At 51.3% G+C, this 15,071-nt stretch carries 13 protein-coding genes; 3 read left to right on the top strand and 10 right to left on the bottom strand.

Annotated features, from left to right (window positions below; genetic code table 11):
* The first annotated feature begins 6 nt into the window (after positions 1–6).
* Positions 7–1,170 carry an acetyl-CoA C-acyltransferase FadA gene (gene fadA / locus AT746_RS18400; protein ID WP_062483421.1) on the top strand — a complete coding sequence of 388 codons (1,164 nt, stop codon included), beginning with the start codon at positions 7–9 and terminating at the stop codon, positions 1,168–1,170.
* Positions 1,171–1,253: 83 nt separating this feature from the next.
* On the opposite strand, the gene AT746_RS18395 is transcribed toward fadA, so the two are convergent.
* On the bottom strand, positions 1,254–1,826 hold the full coding sequence (locus tag AT746_RS18395; RefSeq protein WP_062483419.1) for a sigma-70 family RNA polymerase sigma factor: 573 nt from the start codon (positions 1,824–1,826) through the stop codon (positions 1,254–1,256).
* 141 nt (positions 1,827–1,967) lie between these two features.
* Here AT746_RS18395 and AT746_RS18390 point away from each other — a divergent pair, with 141 nt between their 5' ends.
* Together AT746_RS18390 and AT746_RS18385 are read left to right on the top strand one after the other, a co-directional pair.
* Entirely contained in the window at positions 1,968–4,622 is a 2,655-nt protein-coding gene (locus tag AT746_RS18390; protein WP_062483417.1) for a serine/threonine-protein kinase, read from the top strand.
* Positions 4,623–4,759: 137 nt separating this feature from the next.
* Positions 4,760–5,479 carry a hypothetical protein gene (locus AT746_RS18385; protein WP_062483415.1) on the top strand — a complete coding sequence of 240 codons (720 nt, stop codon included), beginning with the start codon at positions 4,760–4,762 and terminating at the stop codon, positions 5,477–5,479.
* 186 nt (positions 5,480–5,665) lie between these two features.
* Here AT746_RS18385 and AT746_RS18380 read toward each other — a convergent pair whose 3' ends face one another.
* The 9 genes from AT746_RS18380 to mutL form a co-directional block, all read right to left on the bottom strand.
* Positions 5,666–6,964, bottom strand: a complete 1,299-nt coding sequence (locus tag AT746_RS18380; RefSeq protein WP_062483413.1) for an adenylosuccinate synthase — start codon at positions 6,962–6,964, stop codon at positions 5,666–5,668.
* Positions 6,965–7,254: 290 nt separating this feature from the next.
* Entirely contained in the window at positions 7,255–7,440 is a 186-nt protein-coding gene (locus tag AT746_RS18375) for a DUF2065 domain-containing protein (RefSeq protein ID WP_062483411.1), read from the bottom strand.
* Positions 7,433–8,596 (bottom strand): aminotransferase class V-fold PLP-dependent enzyme, encoded by a 1,164-nt coding sequence (locus AT746_RS18370; protein ID WP_062483409.1) that lies wholly within the window; start codon positions 8,594–8,596, stop codon positions 7,433–7,435. Before AT746_RS18370 ends, AT746_RS18375 begins: the two co-directional genes overlap by 8 nt.
* A 56-nt stretch (positions 8,597–8,652) precedes the next feature.
* A complete protein-coding gene (gene hflC, locus AT746_RS18365; RefSeq protein ID WP_062483407.1) occupies positions 8,653–9,543 on the bottom strand; it encodes a protease modulator HflC in 891 nt (296 codons plus the stop codon).
* Between the two features lie 3 nt (positions 9,544–9,546).
* Positions 9,547–10,698 carry an FtsH protease activity modulator HflK gene (hflK, locus tag AT746_RS18360; RefSeq protein ID WP_062483405.1) on the bottom strand — a complete coding sequence of 384 codons (1,152 nt, stop codon included), beginning with the start codon at positions 10,696–10,698 and terminating at the stop codon, positions 9,547–9,549.
* Between the two features lie 52 nt (positions 10,699–10,750).
* Positions 10,751–12,043: a ribosome rescue GTPase HflX gene (gene hflX / locus AT746_RS18355; protein WP_062483403.1), complete on the bottom strand. Its 1,293-nt coding sequence runs from the start codon at positions 12,041–12,043 to the stop codon at positions 10,751–10,753.
* Between the two features lie 22 nt (positions 12,044–12,065).
* On the bottom strand, positions 12,066–12,317 hold the full coding sequence (gene hfq / locus AT746_RS18350; protein WP_062483401.1) for an RNA chaperone Hfq: 252 nt from the start codon (positions 12,315–12,317) through the stop codon (positions 12,066–12,068).
* A 122-nt stretch (positions 12,318–12,439) separates the two neighbouring features.
* The gene (gene miaA, locus AT746_RS18345) at positions 12,440–13,366 is read right to left on the bottom strand and encodes a tRNA (adenosine(37)-N6)-dimethylallyltransferase MiaA (RefSeq protein ID WP_062483399.1); all 927 of its coding nucleotides are present in this window, start codon (positions 13,364–13,366) and stop codon (positions 12,440–12,442) included.
* On the bottom strand, positions 13,356–15,059 hold the full coding sequence (gene mutL / locus AT746_RS18340; protein ID WP_062483397.1) for a DNA mismatch repair endonuclease MutL: 1,704 nt from the start codon (positions 15,057–15,059) through the stop codon (positions 13,356–13,358). Before mutL ends, miaA begins: the two co-directional genes overlap by 11 nt.
* Positions 15,060–15,071: the final 12 nt, after the last annotated feature.

The following is a 15,071-nucleotide window of genomic DNA, read 5'->3' as shown; positions in this document are numbered from 1 at the left end:
GGAATCATGAAAGACGTGGTAATAGTGGATTGTATACGTACGCCAATGGGACGCTCGAAAGGGGGTGTATTCAGAAACGTACGGGCCGAAACCCTGTCCGCCCATCTGATGACTCAGTTGCTTGAGCGTAACAGCGTACTGGATCCGGCTGAGATCGATGACATTATCTGGGGCTGTGTGCAACAGACCAAGGAACAGGGCTTCAACATTGCCCGCAATGCTCAGTTGCTCACCGGGATTCCCCGCAGCGTTCCTGCGGTCACTGTGAACCGGTTGTGCGGCTCTTCCATGCAGGCGTTGCATGATGCCAGTTGCGGCATTATGGCCGGTAAGGGTGATGTGTATATGATTGGCGGTGTTGAGCATATGGGCCATGTTCCTATGACCTTTAACTTGGATTTTCATCCTGGCCTGGCCAAATACACCGCCAAAGCTTCCGGCAATATGGGCATGACCGCCGAATTGCTGGGGCGTCAGAATGGTATCACCCGTGAGATGCAGGATGAATTTGGCGCCCGCTCACATCAACGGGCCCACAAGGCGATGCTCGAAGGCCGCTGGGCCAGTGAAATTGCGCCCATTGAAGGCCATGATGCCGATGGCGCACTGACGCTGGTGGACAACGATGAGGTGATCCGTCCTGAAACCACCACTGAAACCCTGGCAGGTCTGCGCCCGGTATTTGATCCGGTTAATGGCACAGTGACAGCAGGAACAGCCTCAGCCATTTCTGATGGTGCGTCGGCGATGCTGGTGATGTCAGCGGATAAAGCCAAAGCTTTGGGCCTGACCCCCAGAGCCAAAATCCGCGCCATGGGTGTGGCAGGTTGTGACGCTGCTATCATGGGTTATGGCCCGGTGCCGGCGACGCAAAAAGCCCTTAAGGCGGCTGGTATGACTATGGATGATATTGAGATTGCCGAGTTTAACGAAGCCTTTGCGGCCCAGGCCTTGTCCTGCATTAAGCAGCTTGGCTGGCTCGAGCAATATGACGAGAAGGTCAACCTCAATGGCGGCGCTATCGCCCTGGGCCATCCCCTAGGTTGTTCCGGTGCCCGTATCACCACGACCTTGTTAAATCTGATGGAATCAGAAAACAAGTCAGTGGGGCTGGCCACCATGTGTATTGGTTTGGGTCAGGGGATTGCGACCGTTATCGAACGGGTCTGAATCTGACTGAGATAAGTAAAAAACCGCTCAAAAGAGCGGTTTTTTTGTATTCAGGGAACGATTATCTATGCGGATGGGTACGATCAGACTGCCATCCTGTTTTCCGCCAGGGTTTTATGCAGCCAGGCTTTGGCAAATTTTCCATCCCGCTCCACGGTTTTAGTGGAAACAGAGAGTACATCTGCAATTTCCTCTGCGTTTAATCCGGCAAAGAACTGCAATTCGACCACTTCTGCTTTGCGGCTGTCTTTTTGTGACAGGCTGATTAGGGCCTGGTCCAGATCCAGCAGTTCCGGATTGGTATTCTGGCCCAGCACCTGAGATTCATGCAGGGTAATGTGCTCGGCGCCCATGCCGCGTTTGCTTCTGCCGGCACTGCGGGCATGGTCCACCAATATACGCCGCAGCATGCGCCCGGCCAGGCAGAAAAAGTGCGCGCGATCTTTGTAATCCACATCGGCATTAAATAAACGCAAAAAGGCTTCGTTAACCAGTGCGGTGGCCTGCAGGGTATGGTTCTGCTGTTCCTGTGCCATTTTTCTCATGGCCATGCGGTGCAGCTCTGCATAAACTCTTTCAGTCAATTCATTGCGCGCCATTTCGTCGCCCTGTTGCCAGGATTTCAGTAGACGGGTGATTTCTGCTTTGCTTTTCATTGTCTGAGATACTTAGGTTATTGCCGTTTTAAACAGGTTGGCAGTAATACTGATATAACAATATATACAGTTATCAGAGATTAGCAAAACAGTTTACTATCGTTTTAAACGTATCTGTAACCTGTGCCGTAAGGAAATCTAATGGAAACCAATTGGGCCAAAATGGATGCGTTATTCCATGATGCACTCTCCTTACCCTCAACAGAACGTAGCGAATTTGTACAAAAACACTGTGTCGGTGACCCGGACTTATACAAAGAAGTCATGGGGTTACTTGAACACGCTGACAGCGATACAGATCTCAATCATATTCTCAGTGTGGTGGCTGAAGATCTGCTGCGTAATGACCAGCGTCTGCAAGGTAAACAATTAGGTCCTTACCGGTTGACCCGCTTTATTGACCGCGGCGGGATGGGGGTCGTTTACGAGGCAGAACGAGCCGATGATCAATATCAGAAGCGGGTTGCCATCAAACTGATGCGCAAGGCATTTTCTACCAGGTTTTCTTCGCAGCGGTTTAAACAAGAGCGTCAGAATCTGGCTAATCTTGAGCATGCCAATATCGCCAGGCTGATCGATGGCGGCTCCACCGAAGAGGGACTGCCTTATCTGGTGATGGAGTATATCGATGGCAAGCCATTGCACCTGTATTGTGAGTATAACCGCCTGGCACCGGCCCAGCGGCTTCGTCTGTTCCGGAAAATCTGCGCGGCAGTCAATTACGCCCATCAGCAACTGATTGTTCACTGCGATCTGAAAATGTCGAATATTCTGGTGGACAGTGACGGAGAGCCAAAGCTGCTGGATTTTGGTATTTCCAGGTTGCTTAGCGAGGTGGAAGAGCCGCGGGCTGCAGGGGCAAACCCCCAAGACCAACAAATGTATACGTTGCGCTATTCCAGCCCGGAGCAGATCGAGGGCGGGCCGATAACGACTGCGACAGATGTGTATGCGCTGGGGGTGATTCTGTTTGAGCTGATGACAGGGTCGCAGCCTTACGCGGCTGATGAAAACGATGCATCGGCTTATCGCCAGGCGATTCTCACTCTTGCACCATCGATTCCAAGTGCGTCAGTGGTTAATGGGAACCGTCTCAACGGCAAGTCGGGGCACAGGCGCTTTATTCGGGGTGAGCTGGACAGTATTGTGCTCAAAGCGCTGCAAAAAAGCCCGGAGCAGCGCTACCCCAGCGTGGCCGCGTTGATGCAGGATATTGATGATTTTGTTGGGATCAGACCCGTTTCTGCCTACTCAGCGAGTCCTTTGTATTTATTCTCAAAGTATCTGCGCCGCAACAGTATCAGTGCCGCGCTCTTTGCTATTTTGTTGCTGTCGCTGGCTGGTTTTATGCAAACCATTCTGAGCAAGAATCAACAAGTGACGGCACAGCGCGATCGGGCCGAAGCCGTACTCGGATTTATCCGTGAAATGTTCGAGGAGATATCTCCTGAGCGGGCTCAGGGGCGAGAGATTACCGTGAAGCAGATTCTGGATCAGGCTTCCGAGAGTATTACAGACAGAGAAGATCCGGATATTAAGTCTAATCCTCTGGTGGAGAGCACAATCCATAGGACAGTAGGGCGTATTTATTTGTCTCTGGGGGATATCCCCTCTGCAGAAACACATCTTAACAGCGGATTAGAACTGATGGAGAAGCATCAGTTAACTGACAACGAGGAATATCTGGCGATATTGCAGGAAGTCAGTCGTTTGCTGGCAATGCAGTTCCGACATGACAGCAGGCATGACATAAATCTCCGTGCCCTTGAGTTAAGTCGTAAGCTGTATGGTGAAAAGTCGGCCGTTACCCTGGGTATGAGGAGCAACCTTGCTTCAGGTTTGCACATGAGGGGGGAGCTTGAGCAGGCGGCCAATATGTTTGAATCCATACTGGCAGACAGGCGCGAATTCCTCGGAGAAATGCATCCTGACACCCTTGCATCTTTGCACCAGCTGGGAGTTATCTACCATTGGTTGGGAGAGTATGCAAAGGCTGAGAAGTACTACAGGTTGTGCGTCGACAAAATGAGCCAGGTGCGGGGTGAGCATCATCCCGATACCATTAACTGCATAAGTACCTTAGGGTCAGTGCTTGAGAGCAGCGGGCAATATCAGAAGGCAGAGCCTGTCATCAGACGACATATCGACCTGGCCAGGCGGATACTGGGCCCTTATCATCCGGGGACATTGCGTTCAATGCATAATCTTGCCGATACCTACCGGGGGCTGGCAAGGTATGATGAGTCTGAAACGCTGTTTCGTCAGACGCTGGCACTGCGTATTCAGAAACTGGGCGATGAACATATAGAAACGCTGGAAACGAAGATGAAGCTGGCAAGGTTACTGCGCCAGCTAGGCCGTTATCAGGAAGCCCTGCCACTGGTCAGCGATGCTATGCAGATTAAACAACGGCAACTGGGATTCGGGCATCCTACCACTTTGCGTGTTGCTCAGGAGCGTGCGGAATTACTTGAGGTAATGGCGCAAAGCGACGATGCAGAACAACTCTATTTAAGCATTTTATCCGCTACAGAGGATAAATTGAGTGGTAGTCACCCGGATTTACTCACCACCTTGTCCGGGCTGGCCAGAGTCAATTTACATGGCTCAGATCCACAACAAGCCGACAGGTATCTTAAGCGTGCGGTGGCACTGACTGAGATCCATCAAAATCTCAACACCGCACCTTTGGCTGCCACTTTGCGGGAGTTTATTCATTATTACCAGAAGCAGGGATCCGCAGAGATGGTTCAACCCTACAGGCAGACATTGAAGGGTTTGTTGGCCGAAGATTAAAAAAGTGAAAATTTTTTGTCGGTTTTTCCATATGGATGGCGCTTGTATTAATAAGTGAAGACCACTTGCTGTACAAACCATCAACCGAATCGCCCGGACAATTGTCGGAGCAGATCGGTAACAATTAAGGAAAGACCATGAAAGGCTTACTGGACAGAAAATCAGGTTTTATTAGCAGCCTGTTTGTTATCACTTTTTCTCTGGGTGCACCGGTTCAGGCAGATAATAGAAGTATCAATTCAGTTCCGGCTCAGCAAACTGCGGGTGTTGATGCCACGGCGATGGATGTACTCACAAGCATGGGCCTGCAGCAGGGCCCGGCAGACGCGGAGCAGGCCATGCAGCGCTGGCAGGCTGTTCTGGTCAATATTGGCCGCCTGCAAAAAGACCAGGTTGTCAGCGATGCGATGCTGGCAGAGTCGCTCAATAATATGCAGCAACTGGCTGATCATATTGTTGTTAACAAGAATCATATCCTTGCCCTCCATACAAAGGGAGAGCTGAGTGCAGACAGTCAGCACTTTCTTAAGTATCTGACCAGCCATATGCTGTCAGAGCAGCAGTTGAGCGACAGGCATGTGGGTGATAGCAGGTATTTCAGTCGTCGTCTGAACACCAGCCGTAGCGGAGAGAAATATCGCCAGGTTACGCTGTATAAGCCCATGCGGGATCTCATCAGCTTCTGGCAGCAAAGCCCGCAACTGGAGGGCGATGCTTTACAGGGCGACATGCTTTCTGTGCAACAGGTCAGAAAAATGCTTGAGCGTGGTGAGCTGGATGAAACGCTGATTGCTACCTATTCGCTGGAAAAGGCTCATCTTGTTGCCAAACAAAAGGCGCTTTACGCAAATCAGTAATTGCAGCCTGGAAAAGTGGGGTCAGAGTAAACTTTTCTTCGGCCACACTGAGGCATTCAATAAAACGGGCATCTAAAAGTTTACTCTGACCCCACTTTTTAAAAAGCCGCTTTAAAAGCGGCTTTTTTATGTCCAGGGATGGACGGTATGCCGGAAATGTCGGGAACATTTTTTCGGCGATGTTTGTTACACTTCGTAAGGATGACGCAGGATAATGGTCTCGTCCCGATCGGGGCCGGTGGAGATAATATCTACCGGCACGCCGGTGATCTCTTCGATCCGTTTAATATAGTCTCTGGCCGCCTGCGGCAGCGCATCGAGGCTGGTGGCGCCAACTGTATTCTCACTCCAGCCAGGCATTTCCTCGTACACCGGCGTGACCTTGTCATAGCCATCGGCGGCCATGGGCGGTACATCCTTAATGCTACCCGACTGATCCTTATAACCGACACAGATCTTCAGGGTTTGCAGACCATCCAGTACATCCAGCTTGGTCAGACAAAAACCGCTGATACTGTTGATTTGTACGGCCCGTTTCATGGCAACGGCGTCGAGCCAGCCGGTGCGACGTTTACGCCCGGTAGTGGCTCCAAATTCGTGACCTTTGACACCCAGATGCTGGCCGACTTCACAGTCCAGTTCAGTGGGGAAGGGACCGGAGCCCACACGGGTGGTGTAGGCTTTAATGATGCCTAACACATAATCCAGATTCAGTGGTCCGAAACCAGCCCCTGTGGCCACACCACCGACAGTGGTATTGGAAGAAGTCACATAGGGGTAGGTACCATGGTCGATGTCCAGCAGCGTGCCCTGGGCCCCCTCAAACATGATGGCATCGCCACGCAGGCGGGCTTTGTCCAGCATATCCGGTACATCGGCAACCATAGACTGAATAATGTCTGCCACTTTCAGTGCGTCATCCAGCACCTGCTGATAATCCACCGGCTCGACCTTGTAATACTGGGTCAGGGCAAAATTATGGTATTCGACGATTTCTTTTAGGCGCTGAGCAAAGGTTTCGCGGCAGGCTAAATCACCCACCCGCAGGCCACGGCGCGCCACTTTGTCTTCATAGGCAGGGCCTATGCCACGGCCTGTGGTACCGATAGGGTTGTTACCGCGGGCCTTTTCACGGGCCAGATCCAGGGCGATATGATAAGGCAGGATTAACGGGCAGGCTTCGCTGATCACCAGGCGTTCTTTTACCGGTACGCCACGATCTTCGAGCATTTTCATTTCCGTCATCAGCGCGTCCGGGCTGAGCACAACCCCGTTGCCAATCACACAGGTAACGTTATCGCGCAGGATACCCGACGGGATAAGGTGTAATACTGTCTTTTCACCCTTGATGACCAGAGTATGACCGGCATTGTGACCGCCCTGATAGCGGACAACAAACTTGGCCTTATCGGTCAGCAGATCAACAACCTTACCTTTACCCTCATCACCCCACTGGGTGCCGAGCACTACAACATTCTTTGCCATGGATTAAAAAGTGGTCAGAAAATTAGGCGGGGATTCTACCAATTTACTCCGCAGGAATCATCTGTTTTACCAGAGCAAAACTTTCTAATTCATATCCGTGCCAGGATTGAACTAATTAGTTTTGATCAGTAAGGCACGAAAAAAGCAATCTTCACCACAGAGTCACAGAGGACGCAGAGAAGTAAAGGGATTAAACCGTTAATATCTCTGTGTTCTCTGTGTTCTCTGTGACTCTGTGGTTATTTCTGTCTTTTTGTTTTAACCATGAAGGATTCGAAGAGCACCAAGTATTAAAAAAGATAGAAAAGCGTCACTGTGCCTATGATCACCATAATGCCGCCCATGGTGCGAAGTTGCGACGGCGGCTGTGCCGCGAGCTGCTGAATATAGTGTTGCCATTTATTCGGGAACAGCATCGGGCCGAGGCCTTCAATAATCAGTACCATGGCAAGGGCCAGCCAGATTGCATCACTCATTGACCTGCTCCAAAGCGGATAAATCAAATTCATCGGCATTCTGGTACAGGGCGAAGCCAAAGCGCAGGCGGTCGCCTCTGGCATCGGTAATAATGCCGCGTTGTTTAAGCATCCGGTGCAGGGTTTGCACCTTGTCTGCACAGGACAACCTGAATGTGAGGAAGTGGCCGTGATGGGCCGGATTGGTCATCAACAGGTTGTTGCTGTTAAGCTCAGGATGAGCAATGTCTTCAAGCTGTTGTAAAAAGGCTTTCTGCAGCCTTTGTATATAGTAGTGAATATGATCAACGGTCAACTGCATTTCAGCATACAGGTTCAATACCGACTCCAGCCGGTATAGCGCGCTGAAATCCATGGTGGAACCGGCAAAGCGCATGCCGTCTTTACTGTAGTTAACCTGCCCGTCTTTGGGTTGATCCAGCTCGCCGAATTCTGCAAACCAGCCAGTATATTCCGGCCGTAACTCACAACCGGTGGGAACATGCATAAAGCAGCAGCCCTCGCCACCCTGAGCATATTTGTAACTGCCCGCCAGATAGAACACCCGATCGGCGATAGCAGACAGATCCGTGGGCAGGGCCATAAAGCCGTGGTAACCGTCGATCACAAAGATGCTGTGAGACGGGGCCAGGTTAACCAGGCGCTCCAAATCACAGACCGCCAGCCCGGAGTTAAAAAAGACCTGACTGATAAAGATCAGATTGGGCTGTCCGTTTTGTATGGCATTTGCGAAGCGCGGCTCAAAATCTGCAAAGGGCAGGGTGGGTATCTGGGTTAATTGCAGCGTTTGTCGCTCGTTGAGCCGGTGAATCTGACGATTAAAGCTGTGAAATTCGCTGTCGGTAGTCAGCACCCGAAGGGGCTTGCACCAGTCCAGACAACTGAGTATGCGGTAAAGAAGTTCATGGGTATTGGGGGCAAAGACCAGTTGCTGTGACGCACCGGTATTGAGTGTGCTGGCGATTTTTTTCTGTACCGCAGGAATGCGTCTGGAGAAGATATGCTCCCACTTGTCATCCACCATACGGGCGGAATCATCCCAGTACTTAAGCATGGCATCCCGGGTTATATCTGGCCAGTAATGATGGCTGTGGCAGGCAAAATGCTGCTTGCCTTTGTTGGCCTCAAGAAAGCGACGGTACAGATGTTGATACATATTTTTTCCTTATACAAAAAAGGCCCCGCAGGGCCCTTTTCTAAGTACAGAGATTATTAATCCTGTCTTTTCCCTTGAGTGTTCTTCATATACTTGAAGAAGTCACTGTCAGGCTCCAGGATTAACAGATCCTGCTTGCTGTTAAAGCTGGCCTTATAAGCGTCCATACTGCGCAGGAAGCTGTAGAATTCGGCATCTTTGCCAAACGCATCGGCATAAATACCAGCAGCTTCTGCATCACCTTCACCGCGAACCTGCCGGGCATTTCGCTCAGCATCGGCGAGCATTACCGTCACGCGGGCATCGATATCGGCGCGAATGATTTCTGCCTGCTCCTGACCTTCAGAGCGATGCTCTTTGGCCACTGCGGCGCGTTCCGCACGCATACGCTGGAATATTGAATTACTGATTTCTGTAGGCAGATTAATCTGTTTGACCCGCACGTCCACAATCTCAATACCCAGTTCCACGGCACTTTCTGCCGACTGGATCATGGCCTTGTTCATCAGCTCAGAACGTTCACCTGAGACAATTTCTGCGATGGTACGATTACCAAACTCACTGCGCAGACCGTTGTTCACTTTCTGTCTCAGCAACGCTTCAGCCTGATCCCGGAAGCCACCTGTGGCGAGATAAAAACGCGCGAAGTCTTTGATTCGCCATTTCACATAGGAATCGACGATCAAATCTTTTTTCTCAGCCGTAACAAAGCGATTGGCGCCATCGTCCAGGGTCAGCAGCCTGGCATTAAGCATTTTCACTGAGTCGACAAAGGGCAGTTTGAAATGCAGACCCGGCTCATACACTGCGGTGTCGCCGGTCTGTTCGTCACGGCGTACCTTACCGAACTGAATGACGATACCGCGATAGCCTTCTTCTACTACAAACAGAGAGCTGAAGCCAAGGATCACCAGCACGACAATCAGAGCAATACTAAAGTTTTTCATATCTTAATTTCTCCCGTCGCTGAATCTGCTGCTGGTGCGGCCAGAATTTTGTGAGCTGTTGCCGCTTTGATTGCTTTGGGTTGTGCCCCGCACACCCTCCAGCGCATTACTGGGTACCATGGGAAGACCTCCGGTCACACCCTGGCGCTCCAGAATCTTATCCAGTGGCAGATACATCATGTTGCCAGTGCCTTCGGTGTCGACCATAACCTTGCTGGTTTTGCTGTAAATCTCTTCCAGCGCTTCAAGATACAGGCGCTGACGGGTGACTTCTGGCGCTGCAGCGTACTGAGGCAGCAATTCTTCGAAACGCGCCACTTCACCACGAGCCTGAAGGATCACCTGCTGTTTATAGGCCTCTGCTTCCTGACCCATACGGTTTACCCGGCCTCGGGCTGTGGGTTCGATTTCACGGGCATAGGCTTCGGCTTCACGGATAAAGCGCTGTTCATCCTCCTGGGCGGCAATGGCATCATCGAAGGCGGCTTTGACTTCTTCTGGTGGGCGTGCGTCTTTAAAGTTCACTTCCAGTACATCCACACCCATGTCGTAAGGTGTGACAATACCGTTGAGCTCTTCCCATACTCTTTGGCGGGTCTGTTCACGGCCACGGGTCAGTACATCGTCCATGCGTGAATGACCCACAACATAGCGAATTGCACTGTCCAGGGCATGGCGCAGGCTGGCATCGGGATCATCCACCGCATAGGAGTACTTAAAGGGCTCGATCACCCGATACTGGATCTCCATTTCCACCCGTACCACGTTTTCATCTTCGGTCAGCATAAAACCCGAAGAGGGCATAGTACGTACCGATTTCACATTAACGGTTTCCACCGAGTCTACAAAAGTGGGTTTCCAGCGCAGGCCGGGCTCTACAAAGTGACTGAACTCACCAAACCTCAGTACTACGCCCCGCTCAGCTTCTTTTACGGTATAGAAGCCGCTGATAAACCAGATGACGACCAATATGCCGACAATCAGCCCGACACCTATGCCACCAAAACCTTTCCCGGACGGCTTATTACTGCCGCCAAAACCGAGCTTGTCGAAGAATTTTTTAAATACTTCGTCCAGATCCGGTGGACCCTGATCGCGGCCACCGCGATTTTTCCAGGGGTCGTTATTGTTGCCGCCAGGCTCATTCCAAGCCATGTTTTTCTCCGTATTGAAAGTTATAAATGGGTTCTGCGCTCGTTGCGCGCGACTAATGTTTATTGATCACATAGGTTGCCAGATCACTGGCCAGATGTTTTTCCAGCTGATACCAGTCTTTTGCCGGCATGCGCACATCTACCAGCCAGTCGCCGTCTTCGGCATAAGACTCGTCAGAGATACATTGCATTCGATAAAGTGCACCGCGCAGTTTTCCTTCTTTGGGAGGAATACGCAAGCTGTACTGTACCATATTCCTGCCGATTGATTCGCTGATGGCCTGAAACAGCAGCTCAATACCCAGGCCTTTTTGCGCCGAGACCCAGACTCTGACCGGGCGACCTTCCTCATCCCTGTCGATATGGGGTTGAATATTGTCCAGTTGATCGATTTTGTTGCAAATCATTAACTGAGGCACTTCTCCGGCGTCGATCTCATCCAGCACGATATTGACCTGATCAATATTATCCAGGCGCTGTTCATCGGCATAATCCACTACATGCAACAGTAGCTCGGCCTGCTGCGTCTCCTGTAAGGTGGCTTTGAATGCTGCCACCAGATCATGGGGAAGATGGCGGATAAAACCAACCGTATCGGCGAGGATGGCTGGCCCAACATCCTGTAACTGAATCTTACGTAAGGTAGGATCCAGGGTAGCAAAGAGCTGATCTGCAGCATACACCCCCGCTGAGGTGATGGTATTAAACAGCGTTGATTTACCGGCGTTGGTATAGCCCACCAGCGACAGGGTCGGCATCTCTGCCCGGTTTCTGGCACGGCGGCTTTGTTCGCGCTGTTTCTGGACTTTTTTCAGACGCTGCAGAATATGGGTAATACGCGCCCGCAATAAGCGGCGGTCTGTTTCCAGCTGGGTTTCACCTGGCCCGCGCAGGCCAATGCCGCCCTTTTGCCGCTCAAGGTGGGTCCAGCCCCGGATTAGGCGGGTTGAGATATGCCGTAATTGTGCGAGTTCTACCTGTAACTTACCCTCATGGGTACGGGCTCGCTGGGCAAAGATATCAAGAATTAGTCCGGTACGATCAAGCACCCGGCATTTGCACACAGACTCAAGATTACGTTCCTGTGATGGTGACAGGGCATGATTAAAGATAACCACATCTGCATCATTGGCTTTTACTGCCTGGGCGATTTCTTCGGCTTTACCACTGCCGACAAAATATCTTGCGCTGGGGGTGGCGCGGGATCCTGTAACCAGATCTATGGCGTTGACACCGGCAGAAGAGACCAGCAGTTGCAATTCATGCAGGTCTTCTTTGCTGTTTTCATCGGGGAAATCTATATGTACAAGTACAGCCTGTTCACCTGCCTCGTAACGGTCAAACAAGCATTATCTCCTGGTTGAACTATCAGTCCTCGTCATTATCTTGGTTTGCCTGCGGATTAGCAACCATAGGAATAGGACGAGAAGGTACAACGGTCGAAATGGCATGTTTGTATACCATCTGACTGACAGTATTTTTCAGCAAAATAACAAACTGATCAAAAGACTCTACCTGTCCCTGCAATTTGATGCCATTGACCAGGTAAATTGACACGGGGACACGTTCTTTTCTCAGTACATTTAAAAACGGATCTTGCAGTGATTGGCCCTTCGCCATTGTTCTTATCCTTTTCTTTTTATTATCTACACCCTGGAACCGCTGCTACCAGAGTTCCCAGCCAATTTCCCGATTATACAGTTTTTACCCTCACTGTATAGCGCCGGCTGGGTCAATGCAGCCTAGTCAGATAACCGGAATATAACCTGTTCAAGATTGTTATCGGCAAATGTATCTAACCAATTCAGATCTTGCCAGCTTCGTAACCAGGTAAGTTGTCTTTTGGCCAGTTGCCTTGTTGCCACTATAGCCCGAAACACCATCTCCTGGTGGTCGTACCTTTGTTGCAGATACTCCCACATCTGACGATAGCCTACACATCTTATAGCAGGTAAATCTTCATGTAGATCAGTTCTTTGAAACAATTTTCTGACTTCCTGCTCAAATCCTTGTTGTAACATGAGCTCAAAACGCCTGGCAATACGTTCATGTAACACCTGCCTGTCGGCCGGTGCGATCGCAAACTGGGTCACCTGATATGGAAGTGGCGGGCTGCTTTGTTGGCTCAGTTGTGTCAGGCTTTTGCCGGTCAGCCGGTATACTTCCAGAGCCCGGGTCAGGCGCTGAGGGTCATTGGGGTGAATGCGCCGGGCAGAAACCTCATCGACGGCGGCGAGCTGTTGATGCAGCTCTGACCAGCCACTTGTTGCTGCTTCAGCTTCGATTTCGGCCCGTACTGTTTTATCTGCCGCAGGCAGTGGTGAAATGCCCTCCAGCAAGACTTTAAAATACATCATGGTGCCACCGACCAGCAGTGGAATATTGCCCCTGCGGGTGATGTCCTGCATTTCCCGCAGCGCATCCTGGCGAAAGTCGGCAGCAGAGTAACTTTGTGCCGGATCCAGTATGTCGATAAGCCGGTGCGGCGCTGCGGCCAGTTCCTCAGCGCTGGGTTTGGCGGTGCCAATATCCATACCTTTATAGATCATTGCCGAATCCACACTGATAATCTCACAGGGTAGCTCCTGTGTCAGGCGGATAGCCAAATCCGTTTTACCACTGGCAGTGGGGCCCATCAGAAAAATGGCCGCAGGCTGATCAGTTTGCATAATCTTGCGGCCAGTTATCAGGAAGTGGATGGGCAAGCTTGCTCAGTTTCTGTTGCCAGTCAGAGTTGTTGCCGGCAAACCAGTGCCACAGAGCCTGAGTCTGAGCCCTGTCGTAATTTTGTTGCTCAGGTGCCGCCGCCGCTGCCAGTGTCGAGGCAAGATCGCTTTCTTCACCGTGCAGTAGTGCAGGAAGAATATCTGACCAGTTCAGGTTGCGCAGGCCAGCGGGTACCTGCTTTAACAGTAATTTGTCTCTGGCAAGCTGCAGCTCCAGACCCATTTCTTCAAGGGGCCCTGCGAGGCGGTGAAAACTCTGTTGCATGGCCTGATCGGCGCTGATTGCCACCGGCATCAGCAGGGGCTGACTGATACCCGCGTCATTAATTTGGGATATTAGCCTGTGTCGCTGTAATTTAAACAACGGTAAAACCCAGCATTGTTGTTGCCACTCCAGCAGCAGATAGCGCTGGCGCACCAGTAACCAGTCAATATCCGTTGAGTTCGCTTTCTCGCTGCTACTCATCAGTTGTTGATAAGCGCTGGAAGCACTGGCTGAAGGTGAGCGAGACGGGATTGGTGCGCGATTGGAATAAGCGGAAGCGGTTTCTGTCACTCTGCTTTGCAAAGGGCGAATATAGTTATGGGCCGGCTCTGCAGGAGCCAATGTTTGCGTCAGGCTGTTGGTGTGGCTCTGTTCTGTGACACCTTGTTCCAGCATATCCCGCAGCGCCCGATAGATAAAATCATGTACCATTCTGGATTGATGGAAACGCACTTCATGCTTGGCGGGATGAACGTTCACATCCACCTCCCTGGCGTCCAGTCGCAGATACAGCACAAAGGCCGGATGAGTGTCTGGCGGCAGCCAGCCTTCAAAAGCCTGGCGGATGGCGTGGTTAATGAGTTTGTCGCGCATCATGCGGCCATTAACGTAAAAATATTGAATGTCATTCTGAGATTGAGGCTCCGTGCATAACCAGCCACTGAGGTGCAACTGCTGGAACTCACTCTGCACTTTTAAAGCGCTTTCCATGACCTTGCCGCCACAGACTAAGGCAACGCGTTTATCTCTGGCCTGATCATTGTTTGCCTGCGGATACTGGCGCAATATCTTGCCATTATGTTTAAGGCTGAAGGCCACATCGAAACGACTCAGTGCCACTCGCCGTACAATTTCATCGATATGGGCAAACTCGGTCTTTTCCGTACGCAGGAATTTGCGCCGGGCCGGGGTATTGAAAAACAAATCTACCACGTCGACACTGGTGCCATCAGGATGGGCAACAGGAGCCAGGGATACGGCCATATCGCGGCCTTCTGCTCTGGCTTGCCAGCCTTGTTGCTGCGCTGCCGGTTTCGAACTTAAGGTCAGTCTGGCCACGGCGCTGATACTGGCTAAGGCCTCACCACGAAAGCCCAGGCTGATGATCTGCTCAAGATCGTCGAGGCTGGTGATCTTGCTGGTGGCATGGCGACTCAGGGCCAGTTGCAATTCCTGTTCAGGGATACCTGCACCGTTATCCCTGACCAGAATGCGTTTATGACCGCCTTTGTCCACCTCGATGTCGATACGGGTGGCACCGGCATCCAGGCTGTTTTCGATCAATTCTTTGATCACTGAGGCTGGCCGCTCTACCACTTCGCCGGCGGCGATCTGGTTAGCCAGTCTGGTGGGAAGTATTTGGATTGGCAAAATAACAGTTAC

The sequence above is a fragment of the Lacimicrobium alkaliphilum genome (assembly GCF_001466725.1).
GTDB classification, from domain to species: domain Bacteria; phylum Pseudomonadota; class Gammaproteobacteria; order Enterobacterales; family Alteromonadaceae; genus Lacimicrobium; species Lacimicrobium alkaliphilum_B.
The sequence above is the reverse complement of the archived record's forward strand: the minus strand, read 5'-3'. Positions and strand labels throughout refer to the sequence as shown.